Below are 24624 nucleotides of genomic sequence, written 5' to 3' on the forward strand. Positions count from 1 at the left end.
GTGCCGCTACCCTGGATTGCTTCGCTCCGCTCGCAAGGACGGCGGGGGTCAGACCTGCCCGTCCAACCTCAGCAGGTCCTGGCGCCCCGCGTATTCACGTACAGTGAATAGACCGAGTGCGACGCCGTCATCAGCAGGAGGTTGCGGTTGATGCCGCCGAAGCACAGGTTGGCGCAGCGCTCCGGCAGGCGGATCCGGCCGATCGGCTTGGCCTGCGGCGAGAGCACCAGCACTCCGTCCTCGGCCTCGCTCATCCCCCAGCCGCACCAGAGGTTGCCGTCGACGTCGACCCTAAACCCGTCCGGCGTGCCGGTGCCGGCATCGTAGAAGACGCGGCCGTTGGCGGTCCTGGTGCCGTTCTCGACCACGTCGTAGACGCGGATCAGGCGGTTCGGCTTCGCCCGCGCCTCGATGAGGTAGAGCTTGGACTCGTCCGGCGAGAAGCAGAGCCCGTTCGGCCCCGCCACGCCCTCGACCGCGACGCTGGCCTGTCCCGTCTTCGGATCGATCCGGTAGACGTTGCCGGGAAGCTCCGGCGCGGCCATCGACTCGTGCGGATTCGGCCCGAAGGCCGGGTCGGTGAACCAGACCGCACCGTCGGAATGGCAGACCACGTCGTTCGGCGAGTTCAGCGGCTTGCCGTCGAACCGGTCCATCAGCGTGGTCAGGCTGCCGTCGTGCTCGGTGCGGGTGACGCTGCGGGTCCTGTGCTGGCAGGTGACCAGCCGGCCCTGCCGGTCGCGGGTGTTGCCGTTGGCGTAGTTCGACGGCTTGCGGAACACCGAGAGCGTGCCGGACGCCTCCTCCCACTTCATGATCCGGTCGTTGACCACATCGCTGAACAGCAGCGATCCCATATCGCCGAACCAGACCGGCCCCTCGGCCCAGCGGAAGCCCGTGGCGACCCGCTCGACCGTCGCCGAGGCGAGCCGGTACTTGGCGAAGGCCGGATCGAGGATCTCGACGGCCGGATCGGGCACCCGCTGCGACGGCTCCCAGCCGGCCCCGGCCGCCCGCGCGGCGCCGAGCAGGGCCGCTCCGGCGAGCAGGCCCCTGCGTGCGATCATCACCATGTTACCTCCCTGTGATGGGGCCCGCCGCCTGTTGCCGGCGGCTCGGGCCGGTCAGTGAATCTCGGGTTCCGGGATCCCCCCGGCGCCCTCCAGAAAGTCGAAGTCGCAGCCCTCGTTGGCCTGCCGCACGTGCTGGGCGAACAGCCGGTTGTAGCCCCGCGGATAGGCCCGGTCCGGCGGCCGGAACGCCTTCACCCGCGCCGCGATCTCGGCGTCGTCGAGGTGCAGGTGGATCTGCCGCCCGGGCACATCCACGGTGATGAGGTCGCCGTCGCGCACGGCCGCGAGCGGACCGCCCGCGGCCGATTCCGGCGCCACGTGCAGGATGCAGGCACCGTAGCTGGTCCCGCTCATCCGCGCGTCCGAGATGCGGACCATGTCGCGCACGCCCTGCCGGAGCAGCACCTTGGGGATCGGCAGCATGCCCCATTCCGGCATGCCGGGGCCGCCGATCGGGCCGGCATTGCGCAGGATCATCACGTGGTCGGGCGTGACGTCGAGGTCGAGGTCGTTCACCGCCGCGCTCATCGCGTCGTAGCTGTCGAAGACCAGCGCGGGACCGGTGTGCTGCAGCAGCCGCGGGTCGGCGGCCGGCGGCTTGATCACGCAGCCGTCCGGGGCGAGGTTGCCGTACAGGATCGCGGTCCCGCCCATGGCCACGATCGGCCGGTCGAGCGGGCGGATCACGTCGTCGTTGAACACCCGCATGCCGGCGAGCCCGTCGCCGATCGTTCCGCCGGTGACCGAGCGGGCGTCGAGGTGGAGGAGGGGGGACAGGCGCGCCATCAGGGCGCGGATGCCGCCCGCGATGTGGAAATCCTCCATGAGCCACTGACCCGAGGGCCGGAGGTTGGCGATGACCGGCACCTTCTGGGCGAACTCGTCGAACTCGGTGAGCTTGACCGGGATACCGGCCCGACCGGCCATGGCCACGAGGTGGATCATCGCGTTGGTGGAGCCGGCGAGCGCGTTGTGGACCACCAGCGCGTTGTCGACCGAGCGGCGGTCGAGGATGTCGGACGGCTTCAGGTCCTCCCAGATCATCTCGACGATCCGCCGGCCGCAGGCGCCGGCCATGCGCGGATGGTCGGCGTCGGCCGCCGGGATCGAGGCCGAACCGGGCAGCGATAAACCCAGGGCCTCGGTGATCGCCGTCATGGTCGAGGCCGTGCCCATGGTCATGCAGGTTCCGGCGGAGCGGGCGATGCCCGCCTCCATGTCGTTCCATTCCTGCGCGGTGATGTTCCCGGCCTCCTTCTCGGCCCAGTACTTCCAGACATCCGAGCCCGAGCCCAGGATCGTCCCGCCGAAATGGCCGCGCATCATCGGTCCCGCCGGCAGGAACACCATTGGCAGGTTCATGGAGATCCCGCCCATCACCGTGCCGGGTGTGGTCTTGTCGCAGCCGCCCATCAGCACCGCGCCGTCCACGGGGTGCTGGCGCAGCAGTTCTTCCACCTCCATGGCCAGGAGGTTGCGGTAGAGCATCGTGGTCGGCTTGACGAAGTTCTCCGACAGCGACAGCGCCGGCAACTCGATCGGGAAGCCGCCCGCCTGCCAGACGCCGCGCTTCACGTGCTCGACGCGCTCGCGGAAATGCTGGTGGCAGGGGTTGATGTCGCTCCAGGTGTTGATGATGCCGACGATCGGCTTGCCGGTGAAATCCGCCCGCTCGTAGCCCATCTGCAGCATGCGCGAGCGGTGGCCGAAGCTGCGCAGGTCGGTGGCGCCGAACCAGCGCTGGCTGCGCAGATCCTCCAGGGTCTTCTTGCGCGCGGTCATCGCTCTGTCTCCGGTCTCACGCGTTCGACCCGGCCGGGCGGCCCGCGACGAGCGTGATCGCCGCGGCGGCGAGCGCGCAAGCCGCCAGGAAATAGAGGCCGGCCTCGTAGGTCCCGGTATAATCCTTCAGCCAGCCCAGGACGTAGGGGCCGACGAAGCCGCCGAGATTGCCGATCGCGTTGATCAGCGCGATCCCCCCGGCGGCCGCGGGCCCGGCCAGGAACTCCCCCGGCATCGCCCAGAAGGCGGGCTTGCTCCCGTAGAGCCCGATCGTGGCCACCGACATCGCCGCGAGCGCCCAGAGGCTGCCGAGCATGGGGCCGGAGACGACGAGGCCGAGGGCGGCGACCAGCGCGGCGATCGCGAAGTGCCAGCGGCGCTCGTCGCGCCGGTCCGACGACCAGCTCCAGGCGATCATGCCCAGGGTCCCGACGCCGTAGGGCACCGCCGTCGCGACCCCCGTCTCCCAGTCGGTGAGGTGCAGGCTCTTCAGGATCGGCGGCAGGAAGAAGGTGATGCCGTAGGTGGCGGTACCGATGCTGAAGTACATCGCGCCCAGCGCGAGCACGCGCCGGTCGGTCAGGACCTGCCCCAGGGTGAAGGGCCCGTGGGCCCGGACCGTGCCGTCCCGCTCCGCCGCGATCGCGGTCCCGAGCCACAATCGCTCCTCGGACGTGAGCCACGCGGCCTGTTCGGGCCGGTCGGTCATCAGCGCCAGGACCGCGAAGGCCAGCAAGATCGAGGGCGCCGCCTCGAGGAGGAACAGCCACTGCCAGCCGTGCAGGCCGAGCGCCCCGTCGAGCTGGAGCAGCGCCCCCGAGATCACCGCCGTGAGGGCGTTCGAGCCCGGGACCGCGAGGAACAGCGCGGCGACCACGCGCGCCCGGTACCGCTTCGGGAACCAGTAAGTGAAGTAGAGGATCACGCCGGGGAAGAAGCCGGCCTCGGCCACGCCCAGCAGGAAGCGCAGGGCGAGGAAGCTCGCCGGGCCGGTGATGAGCGCCATGCTGCCCGCCACCAGCCCCCAGGTGACCATGATCCGGGCGATCCAGAGCCGCGCACCGGCGCGCTCCAGGAGGACGTTGCTCGGCACTTCGAAGATGACGTAGCCGAGGAAGAAGATGCCGGCCGCCCAGCCGTAGACCGTGGCGGAGAACCCGAACTCCCGGCTCAGCCCGAACGCCGCGAAGCCCACGTTGGTCCGGTCCATGTAGGCGAAGAAGTAGATCAGGACGATCAGCGGCAGCAGACGCCGCGACACCTTGGCGACCGTCCGCCGCTCGATCTCCGGCGCCGCATCGCCCCCGCGCAACCCCGCCGCCATGGCGTCCCCCCGAGCCGAATCCGACGCGTCCCGGCCCTTTGCCGATCGCGGGCCGGGCCGGAGCGGGCCGGTGCGGCACGCTCAGCGGCCGGTCCGCGTCCGCCAGGCGGCGAAATCGGCGAGGCTCTGCTCGTCGGTGGCAGGGTAGAGGCCGAGGATTGTGCGGCCCTTGCGTACCTCCTCGGTGACGAAATCCTCGTAGGCGGTCATCTCCACGGCCTCGTCGGCGACCGCGTCAGCGAGGTGGGCCGGGATCACCGCCACCCCGTCGCCGTCGCCGACGATCACGTCGCCGGGAAAGACGGGCGCGTCTCCGCAGCCGATCGGCACGTTGATGTCGATCGCCTGGTGGACCGTGAGGTTCGTCGGTGCCGACGGGCGCGCGTGGTAGCTCGGCATCTCGAGCCGGGCGATCTCGTCGGCATCGCGGAAGCCCCCGTCGGTGACGAGCCCGGCGCAGCCGCGCACCATCAGCCGGGTCGCCAGGATCGAGCCCGCGGAGGCGGCCCGGGCGTCCTTCCGGCTGTCGATCACCATCACGGCGCCGGGCGGGCACTCCTCCACGGCCTTGCGCTGCGGGTGCGCGCGGTCGCGGAACACCGTGATCGGGTTCAGGTCCTCCCGGGCCGGGATGTAGCGCAGGGTGTAGGCCTCGCCGACCATCGTCGGGCCGCCGGCCTTCAGGGGCAGCACGCCCTGGATCATCTGGTTGCGGAAGCCGCGCTTGTAGAGGGCGGTCATCAGCGTGGCCGTGCTGACGGTCTTCAGCTTGGCGCGCGTCTCAGGGGACAACCCGGACATCCGCTTCTCCTCCCCGGGCCTCGGTCTCGGCACCCGCGGACGGTGACAATCACGCGTCGCTTGCGCCGGCCTTGGCTCCCGTCCGCGCTGGGCGCAGACTGATATCCCAGCTCTTGAGTAACACGGGGCGCCGCGCCATTGTCAACCGGCGCGGGTCGCGACCGACCCGAGCGGAGATCGACGGGGAAGCCCTTGGCCGAATTGGACTTTGCGGGCGGCAGCGCCTCGGCGGCGGAGGCGCGCAGGCCGCGCTCGCTCGCCGAGACCGCCTACGACGCCATCGAGCAGATGATCATCAGCCGCCGCCTCGCGCCGGGCGCGATGGTCTCCGAGGGCGAACTCGGCGCGGAGCTGGGCCTCGGCCGGACCCCGGTCCGCGAGGCCCTGGCACGGCTGAAGACGATCGGGTTCGTGGAGGTCCACCCGCGCCGCGGCGTCCTCGTCACCCAGGTCGACATCATCAGGCACCTCGAGCTGCTGGAGGTGCGGCGGCCCCTCGACGAGACCGTGGCCCGCTGCGCCATCGCGCGGGGCACCGAGGACGACATGGCGCGGCTGCTGGATCGCGTCGGCGGGCTGCGCCGCACCGCCGAGGCCCGCGACCGGGAAGCGTATTTCCGGCACAAGCGCGCCCTGCACGAGGGGCTGGTCGGCGCCGCCTACAACCCGACGCTCGCCGGCACCATGGCGGCGCTGCACGCGCAGTCGCGACGGTTCTGGTACACCTACGAGCCGACCGCGAGCTTCCCGGACTGCGCGGCGATCCACGCGGCGATCGTGTCGGGCATCGCGGCGCGCGACGCGGGGGCGGCCCTTGCCGGGATCGGGACGCTGTTCGACTTTCTCGACCGGATGACCCGCCGGGCCCTCGACCGGCGCCCCCTGGTCTGACAGGTTGACCGCCCCGAACCCGCCCCTATCCTGAGACTGGGATATCAGACGCATCTCAGCGGCGGGCGGATCCACGGCCGATCCCGGCGCCATGCCCCGGACGCGGCCCGAGCGCCAGGGAGGAACGGCTTGAGCGGATTGCCCCCACGCACCGGCGCGCAGGTGCTCGTCGACCAGCTCCGCGCGCAGGGCGTCGCGCGCGTGACCTGCGTCCCCGGCGAGAGCTATCTCGCGGTGCTCGACGCCCTGCGCGACAGCGGCATCGACGTGCTGGTCTGCCGGCAGGAGGGCGGCGCGGCGATCATGGCCGAGGCCGCCGGCAAGCTCACGGGCCGCCCTGGCATCTGCTTCGTGACCCGGGGCCCCGGCGCCACCAACGCTTCCGCCGGCGTGCACATCGCCCGCCAGGATTCGACGCCGATGATCCTGTTCGTCGGCCAGATCGCCCGGCGCATGCGCGACCGCGAGGCCTTCCAGGAGGTCGACTACCGCCAGATGTTCGGCGGCGTCGCCAAGTGGGCGGTGGAGATCGACGACGCCGCGCGCATCCCGGAGATCCTCGCCCGGGCCTTCCGGGTCGCGCTGCAGGGCCGCCCGGGCCCCGTCGTGGTCGCCCTGCCGGAGGACATGCTCGACGACGTCGCGGCCGTGCCGGACGCGCCGCGCGTCGTCCCGGCCGCGCCGGCCCCGTCGGGGGACGACGTCGCGCGCCTGCGGGCCATGCTGGCGGAGGCGCGGCGGCCGGTGGTGGTGCTCGGCGGCTCCCGCTGGACGGAAGGCGCCGTCGCCGCCCTGGCCGCCTGGGCCGAGCGCCACGACCTGCCGGTGGCGGTCTCGTTCCGGCGAGCGCAGCTCTTCCCCGCCGACCACCCGAACTTCGCGGGCGAGCTCGGGATCGGGCCGAACCCGGCGCTGCTCGCCCGGATCCGGGAGGCCGACCTGCTGCTGATGGTGGGCGGGCGCCTCTCCGAGATGCCGGCGCAGTCCTACGGCCTGCTCGGCATCCCCGATCCCGGCCTGCCGCTGGTCCACGTCCACGCCGACGCGGCGGAGCTCGGCCGGGTCTACCAGCCGGCGCTGGCGATCGAGGCGGCACCCGAGACCTTCTGCACGGTCCTGCCGGAGTTCGAGGCCACCGGCACCGGCCGCGCCGCCGAGGCCCATGCCGCCTACCGCGCGTGGTCCGAGACGCCGGAGCCGAAGCCCGGCGCGTTCCAGTACGGCGCGGCGATCGCGTGGCTGCGCGAGCGGCTGCCGCCGGACGCGGTGATCTGCAACGGCGCCGGCAACTTCGCCACCTGGGTCCACCGCTATTACCGGTTCCGCGCCTTCGGCACGCAGCTCGCGCCGACCTCCGGCTCCATGGGCTACGGCCTGCCCGCCGCCGTGATGGCGAAGCGCAGCCGCCCGGAGCGGATCGTCGTGGCGCTCGCCGGCGACGGCGACGTGATGATGACCGTGCAGGAATTCGCGACCGCGGTTCAGTACGGGATCGCCGTCGTGGTGGTGGTGCTCGACAACGGCATGTACGGCACGATCCGGATGCACCAGGAGCGCGAGTATCCCGGCCGCGTCTCGGCGACCGAGCTGCGCAACCCCGACTTCGCGGCGCTGGCCCGCGCCTTCGGCGGCCACGGCGAACGGGTGGAGCGCACCGAGGAGTTCGCCCCCGCCTTCGAGCGCGGCATCGCCTCCGGGCTGCCGGCCATGATCCACTGCCTCGTCGATCCCGAGGCGCTCACCCCGACCATGACCCTCGCGGCCATCCGCGAGAAGGCCCTGGCGGCGCAGCGGGGCTGACCGCCCGCGCGCGCCGTCCCGGTGCGGCCCGCCCGCACCCCCACCGAGAGGAGCAGCTCATGACCCTGCGCGGCGAGAACCTGATCGGCGCCGAGGCGCGGCGCGGCACCGAGGCGGCCTTCCGGGCCGTCGAGGCGGCCACCGGACAGGCCCTGGAGCCGGATTTCCCGGGCGCGAGCCGGAGCGACCTCGACCGGGCCTGCGCGCTCGCCGAGGCCGCCTTCGACACCTTCCGCGAGACCGACCCGGAGGCGCGGGCCGGCTTCCTGGAAGCGATCGCCGCGAACATCCTGGAGATCGGGGACGACCTCGTCACTCGCTGCATGGCCGAGACGGGGCTGCCCCGGCCGCGGATCGAGGGCGAGCGCGCCCGGACGGTCGGCCAGCTGCGCCTGTTCGCCGGCGTCGTCCGCGAGGGCAGCTACGTCGAGGCGCGGATCGACCCGGCCCTTCCGGACCGCAAGCCGCTGCCCCGTCCGGACCTGCGCCTGCGCCGGATCGCCGTCGGCCCGGTGGCGGTGTTCGGCGCCTCGAACTTCCCGCTGGCCTTCTCGGTGGCGGGCGGCGACACCGCCTCGGCCCTGGCGGCGGGCTGCCCGGTGGTGGTCAAGGCGCATCCCGCCCATCCCGGCACCTCGGAGCTCGTCGGCCGCGCCGTCCAGAAGGCGGTTGCGTCCTGCGGCCTGCCGGAGGGGACCTTCTCGCTGCTGTTCGATGCCGGCCAGTCGATCGGGCAGGGGCTGGTGGCCGATCCCCGGATCGCGGCCGTCGGCTTCACGGGCTCGCGCCGGGGCGGCACCGCCCTGATGGCGATCGCGGCCGGGCGCCCGTCGCCGATCCCGGTCTACGCCGAGATGAGCAGCATCAACCCGGTGCTGCTGTTCCCCGGCGCGCTCGCCGCGCGGGGCGCCGCGATCGGCAAGGCCTTCGCGGCCTCGCTGACGCTCGGCGCCGGGCAGTTCTGCACCAATCCCGGCCTGATCCTGGCGCTGCCGGGTCCGGGTCTCGACGCCTTCCTCGAGGCGGCCGGCGCGGCCCTGCGCGAGAGCCCGGCCGCGACCATGCTGACGCCCGGCATCCAGCGCGCGTACCGCGAGGCCGTGGCGCGGGTGGCCGGCCACGCCGCCGTCACCCGCATCGCCGAGGGCGCGGAGGGCGGGGCGACCCAGGGCCGGGCGACCCTGTTCGCCGCGGACTCGGACGTGTTCCTGGCGGATCCCGAGCTGCAGGAGGAGATGTTCGGCGCCTCGGGGCTCGTGGTGCGCTGCGCGGACTTCGCCGCGATGCGGGCGGTTCTGGAGCGTCTGGAAGGCCAGCTCACGGCCTCGCTGCACCTCGCGCCGGAGGATCACGCCGCCGTCCGGGACCTGCTGCCGCTCTTGGAGCGCCGCGTCGGCCGGATCCTGGTGGACGGGTTCGGGACCGGCGTCGAGGTGGCGCATGCCATGGTGCATGGCGGGCCCTACCCGGCGACCTCGGACGGGCGCACGACCTCGGTGGGCAGCCTCGCGATCGACCGGTTCCTGCGGCCGGTGAGCTACCAGGACGTCCCCGACGCCCTGCTGCCGGCGGCGCTCCAGGCCGCCAACCCGCTGGGCCTGCCCCGCCGGATCGACGGCACACCCGAGCGCCGCTGAGCCGCTTCGGGCAGGGGCCGGACGGCCGCGATCCGCCGCTTGCCAGGGGCGGGCGCGGCGTCTAGACAGCCTCCGCTCACCTTGGGGCGTCGCCAAGTGGTAAGGCAGCGGTTTTTGGTACCGCCATTCCCAGGTTCGAATCCTGGCGCCCCAGCCAAATTTCCCAACCAAAACAGCACCTTCGGCACCGGGACATAACGGACACACCGGAACAGAAGGTGTATTTCCGCTGCACAAAAGCCGGCACAGTCCCGAATGGCTAAGGAACTCCCGACCGTCTCGGAACTGCGGAAGGCCGCTGAGGTCACCGATCAGGAGATAGACGCAGCGGTCGACGCGGTGCTCGCAGATCTGGCGACCGAAGCCTACCCGCTCGCGAAGGGCTGGACCCTCGACCTTATCGAGACGATCCGCACTAACACTCGAGCGAACGAGGCGCTGACCACCGACAAGGCGGCCTGGAAGCGCAACATGGTCCGGACCGCGATCCTGCTGGCCCACCCGGTGAAGGGATGAACGACAACACCAATCCGGACAGGGAAGCGATCGCAGAACGCCTCTTTGAGCATTTGAGCGGATTCACGCGGGGAATCGGGATGAGCGGCGAAGACGCGCGTGAGATCATCGTCTGGGTCATTGCGTCGGATCCATCGGCCGGGGACGCTGACCTGCTGGCGAAGGCGCGCGCCTGGATGCTGATCGCGCTCGCGTAGCGAGATGCCGAAAGCCCCATCGCCTCGAGGCGCCCGGCCTCGTCACGACATTCGCCGTCGCGTCTTGGCGGCGCTGACGTCCGAGCCATCGACCGCCACCGAACTCGCCGAGCGCGCCGGAATCCCCGGCCGGGAGCGCGCCATGCGCGCCGCCGGCGCACTGGTGCGCCTGGAGGCTGACGGCCTTGCGGTCAGCGAGTTGCGCCGGAACGTCACCCGGTGGCGGACAGCCGGCGATATATCCCCTCAGGCGTAGGCGACCGGCAGCTCACTCACCTGTGTCGTGTAGCGCGGCGTGCGCATCTCGAACTTCGTGTTCCAATCGCGCCGGCTCACAGGCCCCGCCCGCGCCGGCACCACGGCGCCGCGGCCCCAGCGCGCGTTGCACGCATCCATCGCCGCCATCAACGGGCCGGATCGCTCGCGGTCCAGCGCGCCGATCAGCGCCCGCGGGCTGTGCGACAGCGGCACGAGGTCGTTCGTGACGATCCCGGCCTTGCTGTACCGCCACGGCCGCCCGCCCGGCTCGCGCCATGTCCGCGCCACCCCGTGCCGTGCCGCCTTGATCAGCGCCAGCGTGTCCGAGCTGTGCTCCGGCAGCTGCACGGTGGTCGAGACCGAGCGCATCGGCTCGCCCCGGTCATGCTCGCTCGTGTGGTAGAAGATCGTGACGTGGTTGGTGCCCAGCCCCTCGCGCCGCAGCTTCTCCCCAAGCCGCGTCGCGTGCGCGGCGACCGCTTCCTCCAGCACAGCCCGCTCGGTGATCCGGCTCGAGAACGAGCGCGTGACCGCGCAGCCCTTCCGCCGCGCCGGCACCATCTCCAGCGGCAGGCAGGCCGCGCCGCGCAGCTCGTAGATGATCCGCTCGCCGACCACGGTCAGGCCCTTGCGCACCGGCCGCGGGTCGAGGTCGCGCAGGTCCGCCACGCTCTCCACGCCCATCGCCTGGAGCTTGGCGAGCGAGGCCCGGCCGATGCCCCAGACCTCGGCGACATCGATCCGGCACAGCCAGTGCGCGTAGGCCGCCGGGTCCGTCAGGTCGCACACGCCGTCCAGCGCCGGCACGGTCTTGGCGATGTGGTTGGCGAGTTTGGCCAGCGTCTTGGTCGGGCCGATACCGACGCAAGTCGGAATCCCGGTCCAGGCTCGCACCGTCGCGCGCAGGTCCCGCGCGAGCTCGACCCGCAAGGCCGGCGCCACGTCCGACAGGTTCAGGAAGCTTTCGTCGATGGAGTAAATCTCCACCTGCGGGCTGAACTGCCGGTAGACCGCGTTGGTGCGGCCGCTCATGTCGCCGTAGAGGGTGTAGTTCGACGAGAACACCCGCACCCCCTGGACCCGACACATCTCGCGGATCTTGAAGTACGGGTCGCCCATCTTGATGCCGAGCGCCTTGGCTTCGCTGGTGCGGGCGATGGCGCAGCCGTCGTTGTTCGAGAGCACGATTACCGGCACGGCGGCGAGTTTCGGGTCGAACACGCGCTCGCAGGAGCAGTAGAAGCTGTTGCCGTCGATCAGCGCCACGGCGCGGCCGCCGCCGATCCGGTCGCGCAGCCGGGCCTCCGGCGTGCTCACGACAGCTGCCCGCGGGCGACGTGCCAGCGGATCGAGAAGCGCACCACGCCCCAGATCGCCCCCTCGCCGAACTCGTCGACCGCAAACGCCGGAAGGTCCGGGTTGCAGAAGGCGAGGCGGGCGACGTTGCCGTCGATCACGAGGCGCTTGCAGCTCATCTGGCCGTCGATCGCCGCGACGACGATACTGCCGTGGCCCGCCTTGAGGCTGCGATCGACGCAGGCGAGGTCGCGGTCGTAGATGCCGGCCCCCTCCATGGACGAGCCACTGATCCGCCACAGGAAGGTGGCGGGTGGGTTCGGCACGAGCCAGCGGGGCAACTCGAGCGCGCCCTCGAGGAAGTCGTCGGCCGGTGACGGGAAGCCGGCGCACAGGGCTTGCCCAATCAGTGGGACGCGGACGGCTTCAGGGCTGTGGATCAGCAGTTCGTCGATCCGGTTGAGGTGCACCCGGGGCTCCGCCGTGTTAGAACGAATACGGAACAAAGCTGATGCGCGGGCCGGGTTCAATCTGCGCGCGGAATGTTTCTTTCCGGCCGGTGGACGAATGTGAACTCGGGTCGAAAAGGTCAGTCGTGGCGGAATGTTAAGCGCCTCGCGCGGTCGGCGGTGAGCGTTTGGCGGGTCGGAGCGGGCGGGAGACGACGATGGCGATGAAGACGGCGTTCGTGGTGCAGCCCTTCGAGCTGCACCGGAAGCGGCTGCGGCCCGCCCGGCAGGAGCCTGCGCAGACCGAGAGCGGCGCGCTCAAGAAGGCAGAGAACCTCGCGAAGCGGATGCCGGGCGAGGCGGCACTGAAGGTGGTGGCCGACGACGAGACCGGCGAGCTGGAGGGCGTCACGATCCTCGGCCAGTGGGGCGAGATCCCCGACGACTTCGCGGATAGTCTGCAGGGCGGGTAGAACGAGCGATTGGCTCCGATCCCGAGCTCAGGAGAGAGGAACCGTCAGCCTGCATCCAGCTTGGCTCGGCATGCCTGGAAAAACGCCCGCCAAGAAGAAATCGGTCAAGGCGAAGGTCGCCGAGAAGGCGCCCCGCAGGGTCGGCCTACCAACGCAGCTCGCGGCGATCCAGACGCGGTATCGCGGCGCGCTGCTCGACGCAGCCGAGCTGCCATACGCAGAGCAGGGCGATCGCATCCGGTCCGCATTAGCGACGCTGCTCGCGGAGAAGGCTGCGCTGGGTGTGAAGGACGGCGAGGAACTCGCCGAAGTAGAATAGCCCTACCGCCCCACTCCCCGCGCCGCGAACTCCCAGACCGGCGGCCCCCAGGTCTGCCCGGGCTTCGTCCGGTAACCGGAGAAGCGGTCGAACACGATCCGGTCGGACTCGACGCCCACGACCTTGCTGTCGTTGACCATCAGCGCGCCGGCATACTCGACGCGCAGGAATCCGTGCTCCGGGTGGACGCCGAACAGCTGCTCCGCGGTCCAGCCGAGCCGGTGCGCTTCGGCGCCGTGCTGGTCGAGGAAAGCCAGCGCGTTCGCGCGCATCGCCGCCCATCGCGTCGGGGTCAGGTATCGGCACGGCGAGGCGTGCTCGGATAGGCGCTCGATCTGGTCGCGCCAGGAGGCGACGGTGGGCGGGAGGTCGATGATGCTCATCACGGAGGCGATAGGATGCCACCGTTCAGTATGCCTTAACTGGTATAGCGCCGCGACGACGCTGCATACGGGCTACCACGAATCTCGTGTGTCACCCTAAGGTTGCGCTATCCTGCATTTCGAATCAGGAGGAAGCGTTCTGTGGGCGTCACGACTCATCTCGGCCAAACGGGTAGAAACTATCAGTACGTCCCAAGCCTTAGGGCTAAATCGGGAGAGGTCGAAGCTCTCAGGAATTTGGATCCGGGTGTAAAGCCCAGGATCTTCCCCCTATTCCAGATCATGTCGAGCACGTCGGCGACGTTCGCAACCGACTTAGCCGCGGCGTGGCCGGGGCTGCCTGTTGCCTTGGACGGGGCTGCCCGATCCGCGGCGGATGGATCGTCCCAAGCCTTCGCCACGCTCCTACAATCCATCGGGCTCGCGGGCGTGCCTGTCCTGCCCGTGCTCGACGTTGGGGCCACCGGTCCGTACCACACCGGCGTCGGAGCCGTGCTGAATCGGTACGCGCCCGGCCTCGTGCTGAGGAGCAGTCTCGCGAACCTGCCGAACGCGGCTGCGTGGCTCACGCAGCAAGGCGGTTCGATCGCGGACACCGACCTTTTGATCGACGCGAACCATGTGTCGGATTTCGATCCGCCGCTCATTGCTCAGGTCGCGATCACGGCCCTTCAACCACTTATCGCGCAACCGGCCGGATGGCGTTCGATGACCCTGGTGTCTTCATCCGCGCCACAGGATGTCGGCGGCCTTGTACCGGGGCCGAACCTCGTCCCACGTCGATGCTGGCAGCTCTGGCAAGCGGTCGCGCCGGTAATCCCGAACCTTCACTTCGGCGACCACGGCATCTCGCACCGTAGTTTGTTCGAGCCGCCGCCTGCCGCGATGGCGCGCGCTACGGTCTCTCCACGTTACGCGCTACCAGCCGAATGGATCATCCGAAGGGGCGTCGCAACCAATGGGCCGAACGGACAGCCCATGACCGCCCAGTATCACGGGCACGCCCAGGGCTTCGCTGGACACCCGGGGTTCGGACAGGTCCCAGGGTGTTGGGCCGACGCTCGCATCCAGCAGATCGCCGCAATGGCCGGTGTCGGCAGGTCGGGCAACCGCGAGACCTGGGTGGGGCTGGGCTTCAATCGGCACGCATCGGTCACCTGCCACCACCTGCCCTAGCCAACCCGGGCGGGCCTTGAGACTGGCCCGCACTTCGTCGCGCAGTACGCATAGGGGGAGCTCGCGGGCCAGCCGATGGGCCAGCGTGTCGACCGGCTTGCTACGGAAGCCCTTGATGAGGGCGTGACGTTCCAGCACCTCGACAGCCTCGGCCCGCCACAGCAACCGAGCGATCTGCACCGGATCTGGCGTCGGGTTGCGAAGGGCGTCGCGAGACGGGGCTAGATCAACCGGCGCGCCAGCGCGTCCGCAGGCCAACGACACCCCCCACCAATCGGGGATGATGCCGGACGCCTTGGCGGCATGCTTCTCGGCGACCACCAGCGTCACGCGGTCGAACACCTGATTGTAGAGGGCGGCCTGCGCCGGAAGACGCTCCAGCGTATCGCGCTCGCTCTTCAGCTCGAAGCCGTGCAGCTCGCCGTTGATGACCGCGATGTCGACGCGCACGGATCCGGACCAGATGCCCATCTCTTGAACGACGCGCGTATCCGCGTCGCCGGCATGCAGCCGGTCCAGATAGGCCATGACGGCGCATCTTACGTCGCGATCATGCACGACTGCCGGTCCCCTCCCAAGATGGCGACGCTCTGCGGCTGTCGACCACAGAGCCGATGTGGCAGGGTATGCCTCTCGGCTTCAAGCATTTCCAGGGGGTCGACTGCCGCATAGGGCTGCATTCATTGCAGCGCCGAACCCGGACCACGCTTCCGGCTAAGATCGTGCGAGTTTGCGGTCCGCTGGGTTTCGCCGGTCGGCCCGCAGAATGGCATCTGGTTCTGGAGTTGCACCGGCTGTCAGCGCGGGTACGAGGGCGAAGGCGTGAGACCGCTGAACGGCATGGCCGACACCAAAGACGAGGCCATCGAGGCACTCGCCGCTGCGTGGGCCAGGGCGAAGGCGTGGAGCGCCCGAACCGGGCTGCCATTGGTGCAGGGCAGATCATGACCGACGAGCACAAGAGCTGCCTGCACCCGCTGTCCGACCTACGCTCATGGCACCTCTGGCAGACTGGCAGGCGATCGGCGACGTGCACGCTATGCAGGCCCACGAGGATGCCATCGCCTACCTCGACCTGCTGATCACGACGAAGAAGCAGCATGCAGTCGAGGATGAGGCGAGGCGTTCCCCTTAAATCAAAGCCCCCCTTCGTCGGCCTCCTCGAAATCTAGTTGACCACTTTGATCGTAGCGAGGATGCCTTCGATCCAGTTTCTTTTTAAAATCGTCATAGTTGTCGCTTAGCGACATGATGGTAGTCACGGACGCCAAGTGCTCACGGAGTTTTGGGTGGCCAAATTCTGGAGTTAGCTTTTGAGTCAAAGTCCCTTTTCTCCTGCCTGATGGCAACTTGGGGGTCGATTTTTTCAACTCTTCCAAGACACCGGGCGCAAGACGCTTGTAGATCACATCGTTCGTTAAATGTCCGAAATACTGCGGACGCTTTACTGTTGCGTGCGGATATTGCAGCCCACGGAGCCGGAACAATTCTTCGTAAAACTCGTCAGGAAATGTCTTAATCCAGGGTTGAAGCTCTTTCGCTATGAATGCCTCCAAAATACGAGCAAGAGCATCGCTTGCCCGCTCTCGCTGATAGCCGGTCGCCTCATCAACAAGAGCTACAATGCCGAGCCGCGCGAATGAGCGGATAAGCATGTCAGCGAATTGCGCATATCTGATTTCTTGCTCTGTCTGCAGCGCCTTCGCATCTCTAGCGCGGAGCAAAACTTCGCAAAGTTCTTGAAGCACCGTCGCCTCAAAGCCAGAACTCGGGGCGTTGCCACGAGGTGAAGCGCCAGTAAACAATATCGGATTCGATAACGCTTCAGACAGTTCTTTCGAAAGGAACGGTTTAATTATCCTATGTTCGCCGATCCGCTGAGCGCCTTGGCCACGCCCCTTCATGCCGATCGCCGCGGTCATCCCACGACCCGAGATAACCCTACGTCCATCATCTAGAATGAAGCAAGCAAGTTCTACATCTCCAATATTGATAACGCCCCTATGCGTCGCCGCCGGATACGTCTCACCATCATCAGGTTTTGCTCCCCATCTAGCATCCGCCGCCTTTTTAGCGGACGCCTTGCGCTCCTCCGGGGAGAGCATCTGAGCGCGCGCTTTGCCGCCGCGAGCCCGCCCCTCAACCTCATTCCGCTCCATGCACGCATCTCCTTGCTCAATGCGTGCATGATGCGCCTTTTAGCGAGCAATGCAAGCATATTAAACTGGCATGCGTGCTGAATCGATTCATGGCGCTCTGAAAAGGCACCCGGCTGCCGAAACGACAATGGGCGCCCCCGCCGAAGCCAGGGCGCCCAACGCGTTGACGGATGTTAACGGCTTCCGGTCAGTCGGGCGGCCGCCGCATGAAGGCCTTCAGCATCTCGTCGCGGGTCTCCTTCATCTCGCCCCGCACCGAGCTGACCATGTCGTCGATGCGCCGCTCCAGGCGGGTGATGACGTCGCCGGTCACGTAGGTCCGCGCCACCTCGATCTTGAAGGCGTTCAGCTTATCCTCGAGCGACCGGATCTCGATCTTGGCCGCTGCCATGTCGATGGTGAGCGGCGAGACCGCCTCCTTCGTGCCGGTGCGCAGCTTCCCGACGACCCAGTCGACGCCCTTGCCGACCGAGAACAGGAACAGCGCGAGCGCGATGAGCTGCGCCCAGGTGATCGGCCCGGGCGACAGGAAGGACGTGTCCATGGCGGCGGTCTTTCGCGGCCCTGCCCCTCTCCGGGGCGGGAGAGGGTTACCGGGTGAAGGTCTTCTTGACGCCGAGCAGACCGATCAGGCCGACGCCGGCCCAGATGATCGTCTTCTGGATCTCCAGGTACTCCCCCGGCATCGCGGCGATCTTCCAGGAGCCGACCGTGTGACCGTCCCAGGGGAAGCAATCGAAGGTGACGGCACCGAAGTGGATGATCGCGATCGCGAACGCGACGGGCATCATCCAGGCAGTCAGCAGGGAAGCCCGATCGGCGTTGCGCGCGGCCGCAACCTGCTGCTGGGCCACGATCCAGGCCTGGAACATCTGCGCGTTGGTCGAGACGTCGGCGCCGACATCGACCTGGTGCTTGGCGAGATCCGTGTCGGCCCGCTTGTTGGCGAAGTCGAGGATCTTGCCGAGCAGGCCCGGTACGAGGGTGAGGAGGGCGGCGAGCATCAGCGCGGCCCTCCCGGCGCGTCCCGGTCCGGGGCGCGCATGGGCGGCGTGGTCGTGTAGGCCCGCATCACAAGGCCCATCAGGAAGCACCCGGCCACGATCGCCTTCGCGGTCCCCTCCGGCGCGCCCATGTCGATGAGCAGCTGCCGGAAGTCGACGGCGTGCAGCGCGTCGAGCAGCGCCAGCAGGAATGCGGGCGTGAAGAAGATGAAGGTGCGCCAGCCGCTGAGGCGGCGCCATAGCATGCGGGCGCGGTGGAAGCGGGAGCGGGGCATCAGACGGTCTTTCGTCCGAGGAAGAGGTCGACGAGGCGGTTGAAGAGGGTGGGGCGCGCGGCCGTCGGCTTCGCTCCCGTCATCGGCGCGAGCGGATCGGGCGCGGTCGCCGGCGCCGGCAGGGTGCCGGCCATCGCCTTCACGGGCGCGCGGTCGCCGCGGCGGGCGTAGACCTTGGCACCGTCGTACGAGGCGAGGGCGGCCTGGTCGTGCTCGCCCTGCCGGCGCGAGATGATTGCCGCGGGCTTGTTCCACATCAGGAACGCCTCGACGGCCCCGGCCAGGTCGCCGGCATTGGCGCGGCGGACCACGGTGGAGTGCGCGAAGCCGACCGGCCCGATGTTGTAGGCGAGGCTCACGCAGGCATCGAAGAACGGCTGCGGGACCGGCTTCGCGAGGGCGGCGCGGACCGGGGCCGCGTACTTCTCCAGCGCGGCGGCGAAGAGCGCGTCGGACTGGAGCGGCGTGATCGTGAGGCCAGGCACGACCTTGATCAGCCCGGAGGCGGTCGTGATACCGGTGCCGATCGTCCAGACGCCGACGGAATCCTTGTAGGCAGTCAGGCGTGTGCCTTCGCGCCTCTCGAGGGCGGCGCGTCCGATGGGCGAGACGTCCATGATGGTCTCCGGGTCAGCCGAGGATGGCGAGGTGGACGCGGCCGACGCCCGACAGGCCGATGGCCCGGGCCGCGCCGCGCGAGAGGTCGATCGCCCGGCCGGCGACGAACGGGCCGCGGTCCGTGATCCGGACGACGACCGAGCGGCCGGTCGCGGCGCAGGTCACCCGCACCCGGGTCCCGAACCGCAGCGTCTTGTGCGCGGCGGTGAGCGCGTCTTGGTCGAACCGGGAGCCATCGGCGGCGAGCCGGCCGTGGAAGCCCGGACCGTACCAAGAGGCGACTTCGGCCTGGGCGCGCGGGACCGATCCTGCGAGCGCTAGGCACGCGAGGGCGGCCCGCGCCGTGTGACGCAGGGGCATGATGGCTCCGGGCATGAAAAAGCCGCCCGGAGGCGGCGCGGACGGACAGGTCGGGCAGGGTGGCGTCAGGCGGCGAGGCGCGCAGCCAGGACGAGGTTCTGCCACTCGTCGTACCGGACCGAGAGCGTGCTGGTCTGCCGGCCGTCGGCGTCGAGCACGGGGCGCTCCTCGATCTCGACGCGCCGGCCGCCATCGGCCTCCGGATCGTCGACCCCCACCGGCACCATGACGGTGTCGGGGGTCCGGCACAGCACCGACCAGGCGAAGGCGTCCTCGCCCTCGGCCTCGAACGCCGCGGCGATGTCCTGGGCGATCACCCCGACGTGCCAGCGCGCCTTGTCGGCGCCCTTCTCCTCGATCGACTGCTTCAGCTTGTACCGGCGCATCGGCACGGCGCGGACCGCGCGCAGTACGCTGTCCGGGATGGGCTCGATCTCGTCCTTCAGCTTCGCGTCCGAGTTCACCGTGACGGCGTTCTGAAGGTAGAGGTTGCGCCACTGGAGCGACGCGCTCTTGCCGAGGTCGCGGGCGTTGGTGACGCCCGGCGCGATGCCGGTGGCGTCGACCGCGACCTGCTGGGCGCCAGCCGTCGTCAGGTAAAGGGTCGTCACGGCCTGGAGTTGCAGGAAGGCCCCGCTCGAGGCGGCGATCGTGCGCGAGCCGCCGTCGAGGCTGACGTCGCCCGACAGGCTGCTGGCGCCCACCACCGTCAGCCCGGAGTTGAGCGTCGCCGTTCCGGTCACGGCCAGGCCGCCGTTGAACGTGCCCTTGCCGGTGCTGGTCAGGGTGCCGCCGACCGTCATCAGGCCGGACAGGGCGAGGTCGTTGTTCAGCGTCGCCTTGCCGGTCACGGTCAGGGTCGAGCCGAAGCTCGCCGCGCCGGTAGCACTGAGGGTGCCGCCGACCGTGCCGTTGCCGGTGACGCTGAGCGACCCGAGCGAGCCCGCGCCGGCAGTGGTCACCGCGCCGAACGTGCCCGTGCCGGTCACCGCGAGGTCGTTCCCGAAGGTGCCCTTGCCGGTGACGTTGAGCGTGGCCCCGAACGAGCCGCCAGCCGCGACCGTGAGCCCGGTGGCGTCCACCGTCACCCGCTGGACGCCGCCCGTGGTCAGGTACACCGTGGTCGGCGCCTGGATCTGCAGGAAGACGCCGGCCGTCGCCGAGATGGTCCGCGACCCGCCGCCGAGGTTGAGATCCCCGCCCGCGGTCAGGCCGCCGCCGAAGGTGCCGGCCGCGGCCACGGACAGGCCGGTGCTGTCGACCGTGACGCGCTGCGTGCCGCCGGTCGACAGGTAGACGGTGTTCGGGCCCTGGAGCTGGAGGAAGCTGCCGGACGTCGCCATGATCGTCCGGGAGCCGCCCGCGAGGGCGACGTCGCCGGCGATCGCCGCCCCGTAGCCGGCGACCGGCGCCATGCCGAGACCGACGCGGCCCGCGGTGTCCGCCTGCACGCCGAGCACGCCGCCGGCGGTGAGGCCGACCGCGCCGCCGCTGCCGGGGACGAGGAACAGGCCGGAGTTCTGCGCGGACCCGAAGGTGTAGCTCGGGGCAGCGACCGAGCCGCTGTCGTCGGCGTACATCCGGCGGATGCCGCCGAACAGGCCGGTGTGCGTGTCCCAGACGAAGGAGGCCGGGGGCAGCGTCTCACCGTCCGAGGTCGAGTAGGCCGGGGCGCGGTTGCCGCCGGTCCCCCAGTTGCCGATCCAGCCGCCGAGGATGTGCCCGGCGAAGAACGTGTTCTCGCACGGGAAGAAGCCGTCCTGGCTCGCGATGCCGCGCACGCCGCCCGAGCCCGCATCGGCGCCGTTGCCGCCGGCATAGGTGAACATCATCGGCAGGAGGTTGTTGTCGATCCGGTCGATGACGACCGCGGCGCAGCCGGCCGCGCCGGGGATCTCCGACTTGATGCGCAGGTTGTTGCGGCTGAAGCCCTGGTAGAAGTAGCCGGGCGCGTTCTTGGCGACGACCGCCTCGTAGGCGCGCAGCACCACGCCCTCGGCCGTGCGGGTCGCCGGCAGGGTCGTGGTGATCCGGCCCGTGCACTCCATGAAGCCCTGGGTCAGGCCGTTGAAAGTCGGGCCGTTGATCGTGCGCAGGACCGCGCCGTTGACGGTGTAGCGCTGGACCTCGAACTCGAGGTTCGACCGGAACGCGTGGACCACGTCGACGCCGGTCGCGGCGATGCCGTTGCAGTTCACCGACAGGCGCACGTCCACGCCGGTGATCGGGCCGTTGAGCTTGAACACCTGTCCGGTGCCCCAGGAGCCGACCGCGACGAACTCGGTGCCGCCCGGGCCGCCGACCTCGCCGCCGCCGGGCGTCGAGCAGCCGCCGGCCGGCAGGACCGAGAAGCCCGCCACGGTCGAGACGCTGGTGTCCGTGCCGTTGCCCAGCTCCCAGGCCGGGGCGTTCACGTTGGCCGGATCGGGCGCGAGCGCGATCTTGCCTGTGGGCAGGTACAGGGTCCGGCCGGTGGTGAGGAACGCCTTCGCGACGTTGAGGCCGACGCGGTTCGCCGTGGCCTGCATGACGGTGAGCACGTTCGGCACGACGCCGAACCAGCCCGCCTGCATGGCCGGCTTGCCGAGGTCGAGCTGGAACCACGTGCCGGCGGCGTCCTGGATCGCCATCGGCCCGGCCGAGGTGCCGCGGATGTAGGTCGCGCCGACGCCGAAATCGCCCGCGACCGCGAAGCCGGACACCCGGAACGAGGTGATCGGGATGATGCGGGTCGGGATATCCGCGCGGGCGATGCCGAGCGAGACCACGGGCGCGATCGCCGAGGTGAGCGGCTGCGACGCGCCGCCCGGCAGCGTGATCCGGAGCTTGGTCGCGTTGCCGCCGATTACCCAGCCGGTGGCGAGCCACGCGTCGGTGGTCTCGTCGTAGACCACCGAGACGGAGGTGCCGGCCACGAGATCGCCCGGGTCGAACTCCTTCCCGGCGATGTCCCGCCAGGGCTTCGGCCCGGAACCGTCGACGTTGAGGCTGGCCGCGCCGGTGTTGGTGCGGTCGAGACGCAGCAGCAGGGACATGCCCGGCCGCAGCTCGGACACGCCGGAGGAGGTCGCCGCGACATAGGCGTTGGCCGTGCCGGTCGTGACGATGCCGCCGCCCTGGTCGTCCGCGTAGGCGCGCATCGCCGCCATGACCAAGCGGATGAAGCTCGGGTAATCGCGCGCCGAGGCGCCGTCGATGGCCTGGATGAGGCGATCGGACAGCGCGTTACGGGCCGCGGACAGCGACCAGTTCCAGACACCCATGACGGTGTTCTCCGAAGGTTAGGTCTTGATGGCCCAGATCACGACGGCCCCCGGGGGCACGTTCGGATGCGGGGCGCCGGAACCGGCCGCGTCGATCACCAGCGTGTGGACGTGGTTCGGGGTCGGATCGATCGTGTGGGTGTGGTCACCGTCGACCGGGATCTCGTGCGCGTGCGAACCGCCCGGATCGGTCGAGAAGGCGTGCGTGTGGTTGCCGCCCTGGCCGGTCGTGAAGGTGTGCTGGTGCGGCCCGCTCTGCGTCGTCTGGCCGTTGCCCTGCGAGCCCAGGTTGATGCCGGTGACCACCTGGGCGTTGTTCGGCGTCTGGGTGCTGACGAGGCCGTAGCCGTACTGCACGACGTGGGCGTGATCGCCGCTCGTGTCGGTCGTGCCGCCGTGGGTGTGGGTGCCGCTGAGCCCGGTCGTGCCAGAATGCGCGTGATCGCCGCCGACCTTCGTGCCGCCGTGGTCGTGCGAGCCGGCCTTCTGGATCTCCGGCTCGAAGAACCCGGCCGGCGACATGGTCGAGGTGTGGATGTGGCTCGGCATCTGCGGGGCCAGCATCACCACCTGGTCGGCGCCGCCCATGTTGCCGAGCGAGCCGTCGAGGCCGCCGGCCGCGGTGAGCCGGCCGGTGCCGCGGTTGGCGCCGAATAGGGTGCGCCCGCGGGCGTCGGGCAGGTTGAAGGTCGTGAAGCCGTCGCCGTTGCCCCATCCCGTGCTGATCGTGGCGAACAGGGCGGCGTAGGCGGTGCGCGAGACTGCGCGACCGTCGCAGATCTCCCAGCCCGAGGGCACGTTCGGGCCGGCGAAGGCCTTGACCGCGCCGGCCTGCTCGGTGGTCGGCGACAGGGTGCGGTAGACCTGCGCGACCGGGTCGTAGACCACCGACCACACGACGTTCTGGCCGATGTCACCGGGCCCGAACTGCGTCCCGTCCCAGCGTAGCCACGGCTTCGGCGTGTTGTTGTCGGCCGCGAGCGTGCACGGGTTGAGGTTGGTCGTGGTCGTGCGGAACTTCAGCGTGTGCGCCCGGCCCGCGGCCTTCGCCGAGACGCCCTGCTGGGTGATGACGGTGTAGGCGTCAGATCCGAAGGCTTGGTTCACTCCCGAGTTGTCGACCATCCACAGCGCGACGGACGCCATGAGCGCGCGCATCGCGTCGTTGATCGTCTTGGCCGGCTGCCCTTCGTTGAACAGGATCGGGGGATCCGAGACGTCGTTGCCCGAGGGCGCGACGTCCCAGTTGATGGCGCCGGGCATAGAGCCGTCCTCGGGTTAGCGGGTCTTGGCGCCGGGCAGCAGCGCGAAGAACCGCTGCGCGTCGAAGCCGGGCGCCTGCCGGCGGTGCGGCGGCAGCGGCGCCGGCGCGGGGGCCGGAGCTGCGGCAGCCTGCGCGACCGGCGAGGCGGCTGGTGCGTCGGCGGCGGTGAGCGTCCGGAGCAGCGAGGCGACTTGGAGGGTGCGGTCGGCTTCAGGCGCCTGCATCGCGGCGCCGCCGGCGGGCGTGACCGAGCCTGCGGTGCCGGCAGCGACCGGTCCGGCGAGGCCGAACGCGCCCTGGCCCACGCCGCCGCCCGGCATCTGCATGGTCGGCGCGGCCCCGCCGACCTTCCCGTTGGCCCAGTCGAGGAGCTGTCCCGCCGTCATCGGCCGCACGAAGGGGTTCGCCGAGACCTGCCCGGGCTGGAGGACCTGCACGACCGGAGTGGAGGGATCCGCCGAGAGCACCGCGCGGGCGCCGCCCGGCCCGGCGAAGTGCGAGAGGTAGCGGGTGCCGTCGGTATCCGGCAGCCCGGCGGCGCGGAGCTTGGCGCCGTTCTCGTCCCCGTAGTGCTGGATCATCTCCTTCGAGATGTCCGGGTCGTTGCGCAGGGCGAGGATCTGGTCCTGCGGCAGGCCGGCGAGGTCGGGCCGGTACTTGGCGACCTGATCCAGCCACGTCGAGTCGATGAACTGGCCGAGGCCGGTCGCCGAGGAGCGCGGGTTCTTGGCCGTCGCGTTGCCGCCGGACTCGGCCGTCACGACCTGGTCGGTGTAGGCCATGCGATGCTCCGGAAACGCAAAAGGCCCGCGCGATGGCGGGCCTTGCTGGGTCCGGCGCGCAGCGCTGCGGACGGTGGCTGTTTCGGGCACTTCGCCCGTCGGGTCAAGGGGTGGGCCGGGCGCTTGCTCAAGCAGCCCGGCCCGGTCATCTTCGCAAGTGCGAAGCTACTGGAAAATTAGAAGGCGTGACTGAGGCCCGACACGAATGTGAGTCCGCGTAATCACTTCAACAGAAGACATGTTTCCATCAATATTGGTCCATTTGGCTGCGCAATTGCGCCATGTGCCACATCTTCAATACGGTATGTGTGGCCATTCCACGTAAAAAACTGTCCCGGCACGAACGATCCGTAAGGCTGATTTATTTCGGGCAGATTTGCGATCAGTGCCTTGTTGGCGCTCGCGATAAGCTGCAGGCGGAAGAATAACATTTTCGCCTCCATCGCTTGTGAATATTGATATCAAATTTTCCAATTCAGTCGAATATCACTGAATGTGGCGTCGCCCAAGCCCAATCGGTGGGC

General features: G+C 69.8%; 26 protein-coding genes, 1 tRNA gene and 1 pseudogene. 10 read left to right on the forward strand and 18 right to left on the reverse strand.

Going from position 1 to position 24624, the window contains the following annotated elements; translation table 11 throughout:
- Window positions 1-68: 68 nt before the first annotated feature.
- The 4 genes from ACLBYG_RS07680 to ACLBYG_RS07695 form a co-directional block, all read right to left on the reverse strand.
- The gene (locus tag ACLBYG_RS07680) at window positions 69-1073 is read right to left on the reverse strand and encodes an SMP-30/gluconolactonase/LRE family protein (RefSeq protein WP_447681068.1); all 1005 of its coding nucleotides are present in this window, start codon (window positions 1071-1073) and stop codon (window positions 69-71) included.
- A gap of 51 nt (window positions 1074-1124) precedes the next feature.
- The gene (gene araD, locus ACLBYG_RS07685; protein ID WP_447681069.1) at window positions 1125-2855 is read right to left on the reverse strand and encodes an L-arabinonate dehydratase; all 1731 of its coding nucleotides are present in this window, start codon (window positions 2853-2855) and stop codon (window positions 1125-1127) included.
- A 16-nt stretch (window positions 2856-2871) separates the two neighbouring features.
- Window positions 2872-4179: an MFS transporter gene (locus ACLBYG_RS07690; RefSeq protein WP_447681070.1), complete on the reverse strand. Its 1308-nt coding sequence runs from the start codon at window positions 4177-4179 to the stop codon at window positions 2872-2874.
- A gap of 81 nt (window positions 4180-4260) precedes the next feature.
- Entirely contained in the window at window positions 4261-4980 is a 720-nt protein-coding gene (locus ACLBYG_RS07695) for a ribonuclease activity regulator RraA (protein WP_012319094.1), read from the reverse strand.
- Between the two features lie 192 nt (window positions 4981-5172).
- On the opposite strand from ACLBYG_RS07695, the gene ACLBYG_RS07700 reads away from it, so the two are divergent.
- The 6 genes from ACLBYG_RS07700 (at window position 5173) to ACLBYG_RS07725 (ending at window position 10021) form a co-directional block, all read left to right on the forward strand.
- Window positions 5173-5871, forward strand: a complete 699-nt coding sequence (locus tag ACLBYG_RS07700) for a GntR family transcriptional regulator (RefSeq protein WP_244540811.1) — start codon at window positions 5173-5175, stop codon at window positions 5869-5871.
- 129 nt (window positions 5872-6000) lie between these two features.
- The gene (locus ACLBYG_RS07705) at window positions 6001-7671 is read left to right on the forward strand and encodes a thiamine pyrophosphate-binding protein (RefSeq protein WP_447681071.1); all 1671 of its coding nucleotides are present in this window, start codon (window positions 6001-6003) and stop codon (window positions 7669-7671) included.
- 59 nt (window positions 7672-7730) lie between these two features.
- Window positions 7731-9308: an aldehyde dehydrogenase (NADP(+)) gene (locus tag ACLBYG_RS07710; protein WP_447681072.1), complete on the forward strand. Its 1578-nt coding sequence runs from the start codon at window positions 7731-7733 to the stop codon at window positions 9306-9308.
- Window positions 9309-9390: 82 nt separating this feature from the next.
- Window positions 9391-9465 (forward strand) — tRNA-Gln (locus tag ACLBYG_RS07715).
- 98 nt (window positions 9466-9563) lie between these two features.
- The gene (locus tag ACLBYG_RS07720) at window positions 9564-9824 is read left to right on the forward strand and encodes a hypothetical protein (RefSeq protein ID WP_447681073.1); all 261 of its coding nucleotides are present in this window, start codon (window positions 9564-9566) and stop codon (window positions 9822-9824) included.
- Window positions 9821-10021 carry a hypothetical protein gene (locus tag ACLBYG_RS07725; protein ID WP_447681074.1) on the forward strand — a complete coding sequence of 67 codons (201 nt, stop codon included), beginning with the start codon at window positions 9821-9823 and terminating at the stop codon, window positions 10019-10021. Before ACLBYG_RS07720 ends, ACLBYG_RS07725 begins: the two co-directional genes overlap by 4 nt.
- Before the next feature lie 246 nt (window positions 10022-10267).
- On the opposite strand, the gene ACLBYG_RS07730 is transcribed toward ACLBYG_RS07725, so the two are convergent.
- The gene (locus ACLBYG_RS07730) at window positions 10268-11596 is read right to left on the reverse strand and encodes a Y-family DNA polymerase (protein WP_447681075.1); all 1329 of its coding nucleotides are present in this window, start codon (window positions 11594-11596) and stop codon (window positions 10268-10270) included.
- Window positions 11593-12045: a LexA family protein gene (locus tag ACLBYG_RS07735; RefSeq protein ID WP_447681076.1), complete on the reverse strand. Its 453-nt coding sequence runs from the start codon at window positions 12043-12045 to the stop codon at window positions 11593-11595. The genes ACLBYG_RS07730 and ACLBYG_RS07735 overlap by 4 nt, the downstream gene beginning before the upstream one ends.
- 197 nt (window positions 12046-12242) lie before the next feature.
- Here ACLBYG_RS07735 and ACLBYG_RS07740 point away from each other — a divergent pair, with 197 nt between their 5' ends.
- Together ACLBYG_RS07740 and ACLBYG_RS07745 are read left to right on the forward strand one after the other, a co-directional pair.
- On the forward strand, window positions 12243-12497 hold the full coding sequence (locus ACLBYG_RS07740) for a hypothetical protein (protein ID WP_447681077.1): 255 nt from the start codon (window positions 12243-12245) through the stop codon (window positions 12495-12497).
- A 70-nt stretch (window positions 12498-12567) separates the two neighbouring features.
- A complete protein-coding gene (locus tag ACLBYG_RS07745; RefSeq protein WP_447681078.1) occupies window positions 12568-12816 on the forward strand; it encodes a hypothetical protein in 249 nt (82 codons plus the stop codon).
- Window positions 12817-12818: 2 nt separating this feature from the next.
- On the opposite strand, the gene ACLBYG_RS07750 is transcribed toward ACLBYG_RS07745, so the two are convergent.
- Window positions 12819-13199 (reverse strand): hypothetical protein, encoded by a 381-nt coding sequence (locus ACLBYG_RS07750; RefSeq protein ID WP_447681079.1) that lies wholly within the window; start codon window positions 13197-13199, stop codon window positions 12819-12821.
- Between the two features lie 141 nt (window positions 13200-13340).
- Between ACLBYG_RS07750 and ACLBYG_RS07755 the strand changes: the two genes are divergently transcribed.
- Complete coding sequence (locus ACLBYG_RS07755) at window positions 13341-14375, forward strand: beta family protein (RefSeq protein WP_447681080.1); 1035 nt, start codon at window positions 13341-13343, stop codon at window positions 14373-14375.
- A gap of 21 nt (window positions 14376-14396) precedes the next feature.
- Here ACLBYG_RS07755 and ACLBYG_RS07760 read toward each other — a convergent pair.
- Window positions 14397-14933 (reverse strand): annotated as a pseudogene (locus tag ACLBYG_RS07760) (sce7726 family protein); the annotation flags it as partial.
- Window positions 14934-15369: 436 nt separating this feature from the next.
- Between ACLBYG_RS07760 and ACLBYG_RS07765 the strand changes: the two are divergent.
- Window positions 15370-15510, forward strand: coding sequence for a hypothetical protein (locus ACLBYG_RS07765; protein ID WP_447681081.1), 141 nt, complete (start codon window positions 15370-15372; stop codon window positions 15508-15510).
- A gap of 1 nt (window position 15511) precedes the next feature.
- Here ACLBYG_RS07765 and ACLBYG_RS07770 read toward each other — a convergent pair whose 3' ends face one another.
- The 10 genes from ACLBYG_RS07770 to ACLBYG_RS07815 form a co-directional block, all read right to left on the reverse strand.
- Window positions 15512-16534 carry a P63C domain-containing protein gene (locus ACLBYG_RS07770; RefSeq protein ID WP_447681082.1) on the reverse strand — a complete coding sequence of 341 codons (1023 nt, stop codon included), beginning with the start codon at window positions 16532-16534 and terminating at the stop codon, window positions 15512-15514.
- 187 nt (window positions 16535-16721) lie between these two features.
- Complete coding sequence (locus ACLBYG_RS07775) at window positions 16722-17078, reverse strand: hypothetical protein (RefSeq protein WP_447681083.1); 357 nt, start codon at window positions 17076-17078, stop codon at window positions 16722-16724.
- Between the two features lie 46 nt (window positions 17079-17124).
- Window positions 17125-17538, reverse strand: coding sequence for a hypothetical protein (locus ACLBYG_RS07780; protein ID WP_447681084.1), 414 nt, complete (start codon window positions 17536-17538; stop codon window positions 17125-17127).
- The gene (locus ACLBYG_RS07785) at window positions 17538-17813 is read right to left on the reverse strand and encodes a hypothetical protein (protein WP_331313642.1); all 276 of its coding nucleotides are present in this window, start codon (window positions 17811-17813) and stop codon (window positions 17538-17540) included. Before ACLBYG_RS07785 ends, ACLBYG_RS07780 begins: the two co-directional genes overlap by 1 nt.
- A complete protein-coding gene (locus tag ACLBYG_RS07790; protein WP_447681085.1) occupies window positions 17813-18430 on the reverse strand; it encodes a lysozyme in 618 nt (205 codons plus the stop codon). Before ACLBYG_RS07790 ends, ACLBYG_RS07785 begins: the two co-directional genes overlap by 1 nt.
- A gap of 13 nt (window positions 18431-18443) precedes the next feature.
- Window positions 18444-18791 (reverse strand): septal ring lytic transglycosylase RlpA family protein, encoded by a 348-nt coding sequence (locus tag ACLBYG_RS07795; RefSeq protein ID WP_447681086.1) that lies wholly within the window; start codon window positions 18789-18791, stop codon window positions 18444-18446.
- Window positions 18792-18856: 65 nt separating this feature from the next.
- Complete coding sequence (locus tag ACLBYG_RS07800) at window positions 18857-22054, reverse strand: tail fiber domain-containing protein (RefSeq protein ID WP_447681087.1); 3198 nt, start codon at window positions 22052-22054, stop codon at window positions 18857-18859.
- Window positions 22055-22072: 18 nt separating this feature from the next.
- Window positions 22073-23317 carry a phage tail protein gene (locus tag ACLBYG_RS07805; RefSeq protein WP_447681088.1) on the reverse strand — a complete coding sequence of 415 codons (1245 nt, stop codon included), beginning with the start codon at window positions 23315-23317 and terminating at the stop codon, window positions 22073-22075.
- 15 nt (window positions 23318-23332) lie between these two features.
- Window positions 23333-24100: a hypothetical protein gene (locus tag ACLBYG_RS07810; RefSeq protein WP_447681089.1), complete on the reverse strand. Its 768-nt coding sequence runs from the start codon at window positions 24098-24100 to the stop codon at window positions 23333-23335.
- A 221-nt stretch (window positions 24101-24321) separates the two neighbouring features.
- Window positions 24322-24531, reverse strand: coding sequence for a hypothetical protein (locus tag ACLBYG_RS07815; protein ID WP_447681090.1), 210 nt, complete (start codon window positions 24529-24531; stop codon window positions 24322-24324).
- Window positions 24532-24624: the final 93 nt, after the last annotated feature.

It is taken from the genome of Methylobacterium sp. D53M (genome assembly GCF_053345625.1).

Coding starts and splice junctions, on each gene's coding strand:
- ACLBYG_RS07815 (WP_447681090.1), bottom strand. CDS start 24,531: ATGTTATTCTTCCGCCTGCAGCTTATCGCGAGCGCCAACAAGGCACTG.
- araD (WP_447681069.1), bottom strand. CDS start 2,855: ATGACCGCGCGCAAGAAGACCCTGGAGGATCTGCGCAGCCAGCGCTGG.
- ACLBYG_RS07790 (WP_447681085.1), bottom strand. CDS start 18,430: ATGGACGTCTCGCCCATCGGACGCGCCGCCCTCGAGAGGCGCGAAGGC.
- ACLBYG_RS07695 (WP_012319094.1), bottom strand. CDS start 4,980: ATGTCCGGGTTGTCCCCTGAGACGCGCGCCAAGCTGAAGACCGTCAGC.
- ACLBYG_RS07690 (WP_447681070.1), bottom strand. CDS start 4,179: ATGGCGGCGGGGTTGCGCGGGGGCGATGCGGCGCCGGAGATCGAGCGG.
- ACLBYG_RS07740 (WP_447681077.1), top strand. CDS start 12,243: ATGGCGATGAAGACGGCGTTCGTGGTGCAGCCCTTCGAGCTGCACCGG.
- ACLBYG_RS07720 (WP_447681073.1), top strand. CDS start 9,564: ATGGCTAAGGAACTCCCGACCGTCTCGGAACTGCGGAAGGCCGCTGAG.
- ACLBYG_RS07785 (WP_331313642.1), bottom strand. CDS start 17,813: ATGCCCCGCTCCCGCTTCCACCGCGCCCGCATGCTATGGCGCCGCCTC.
- ACLBYG_RS07770 (WP_447681082.1), bottom strand. CDS start 16,534: ATGGAGCGGAATGAGGTTGAGGGGCGGGCTCGCGGCGGCAAAGCGCGC.
- ACLBYG_RS07800 (WP_447681087.1), bottom strand. CDS start 22,054: ATGGGTGTCTGGAACTGGTCGCTGTCCGCGGCCCGTAACGCGCTGTCC.
- ACLBYG_RS07780 (WP_447681084.1), bottom strand. CDS start 17,538: ATGCTCGCCGCCCTCCTCACCCTCGTACCGGGCCTGCTCGGCAAGATC.
- ACLBYG_RS07805 (WP_447681088.1), bottom strand. CDS start 23,317: ATGCCCGGCGCCATCAACTGGGACGTCGCGCCCTCGGGCAACGACGTC.
- ACLBYG_RS07725 (WP_447681074.1), top strand. CDS start 9,821: ATGAACGACAACACCAATCCGGACAGGGAAGCGATCGCAGAACGCCTC.
- ACLBYG_RS07775 (WP_447681083.1), bottom strand. CDS start 17,078: ATGGACACGTCCTTCCTGTCGCCCGGGCCGATCACCTGGGCGCAGCTC.
- ACLBYG_RS07795 (WP_447681086.1), bottom strand. CDS start 18,791: ATGCCCCTGCGTCACACGGCGCGGGCCGCCCTCGCGTGCCTAGCGCTC.
- ACLBYG_RS07680 (WP_447681068.1), bottom strand. CDS start 1,073: ATGGTGATGATCGCACGCAGGGGCCTGCTCGCCGGAGCGGCCCTGCTC.
- ACLBYG_RS07810 (WP_447681089.1), bottom strand. CDS start 24,100: ATGGCCTACACCGACCAGGTCGTGACGGCCGAGTCCGGCGGCAACGCG.
- ACLBYG_RS07745 (WP_447681078.1), top strand. CDS start 12,568: ATGCCTGGAAAAACGCCCGCCAAGAAGAAATCGGTCAAGGCGAAGGTC.
- ACLBYG_RS07750 (WP_447681079.1), bottom strand. CDS start 13,199: ATGAGCATCATCGACCTCCCGCCCACCGTCGCCTCCTGGCGCGACCAG.
- ACLBYG_RS07765 (WP_447681081.1), top strand. CDS start 15,370: ATGGCACCTCTGGCAGACTGGCAGGCGATCGGCGACGTGCACGCTATG.
- ACLBYG_RS07710 (WP_447681072.1), top strand. CDS start 7,731: ATGACCCTGCGCGGCGAGAACCTGATCGGCGCCGAGGCGCGGCGCGGC.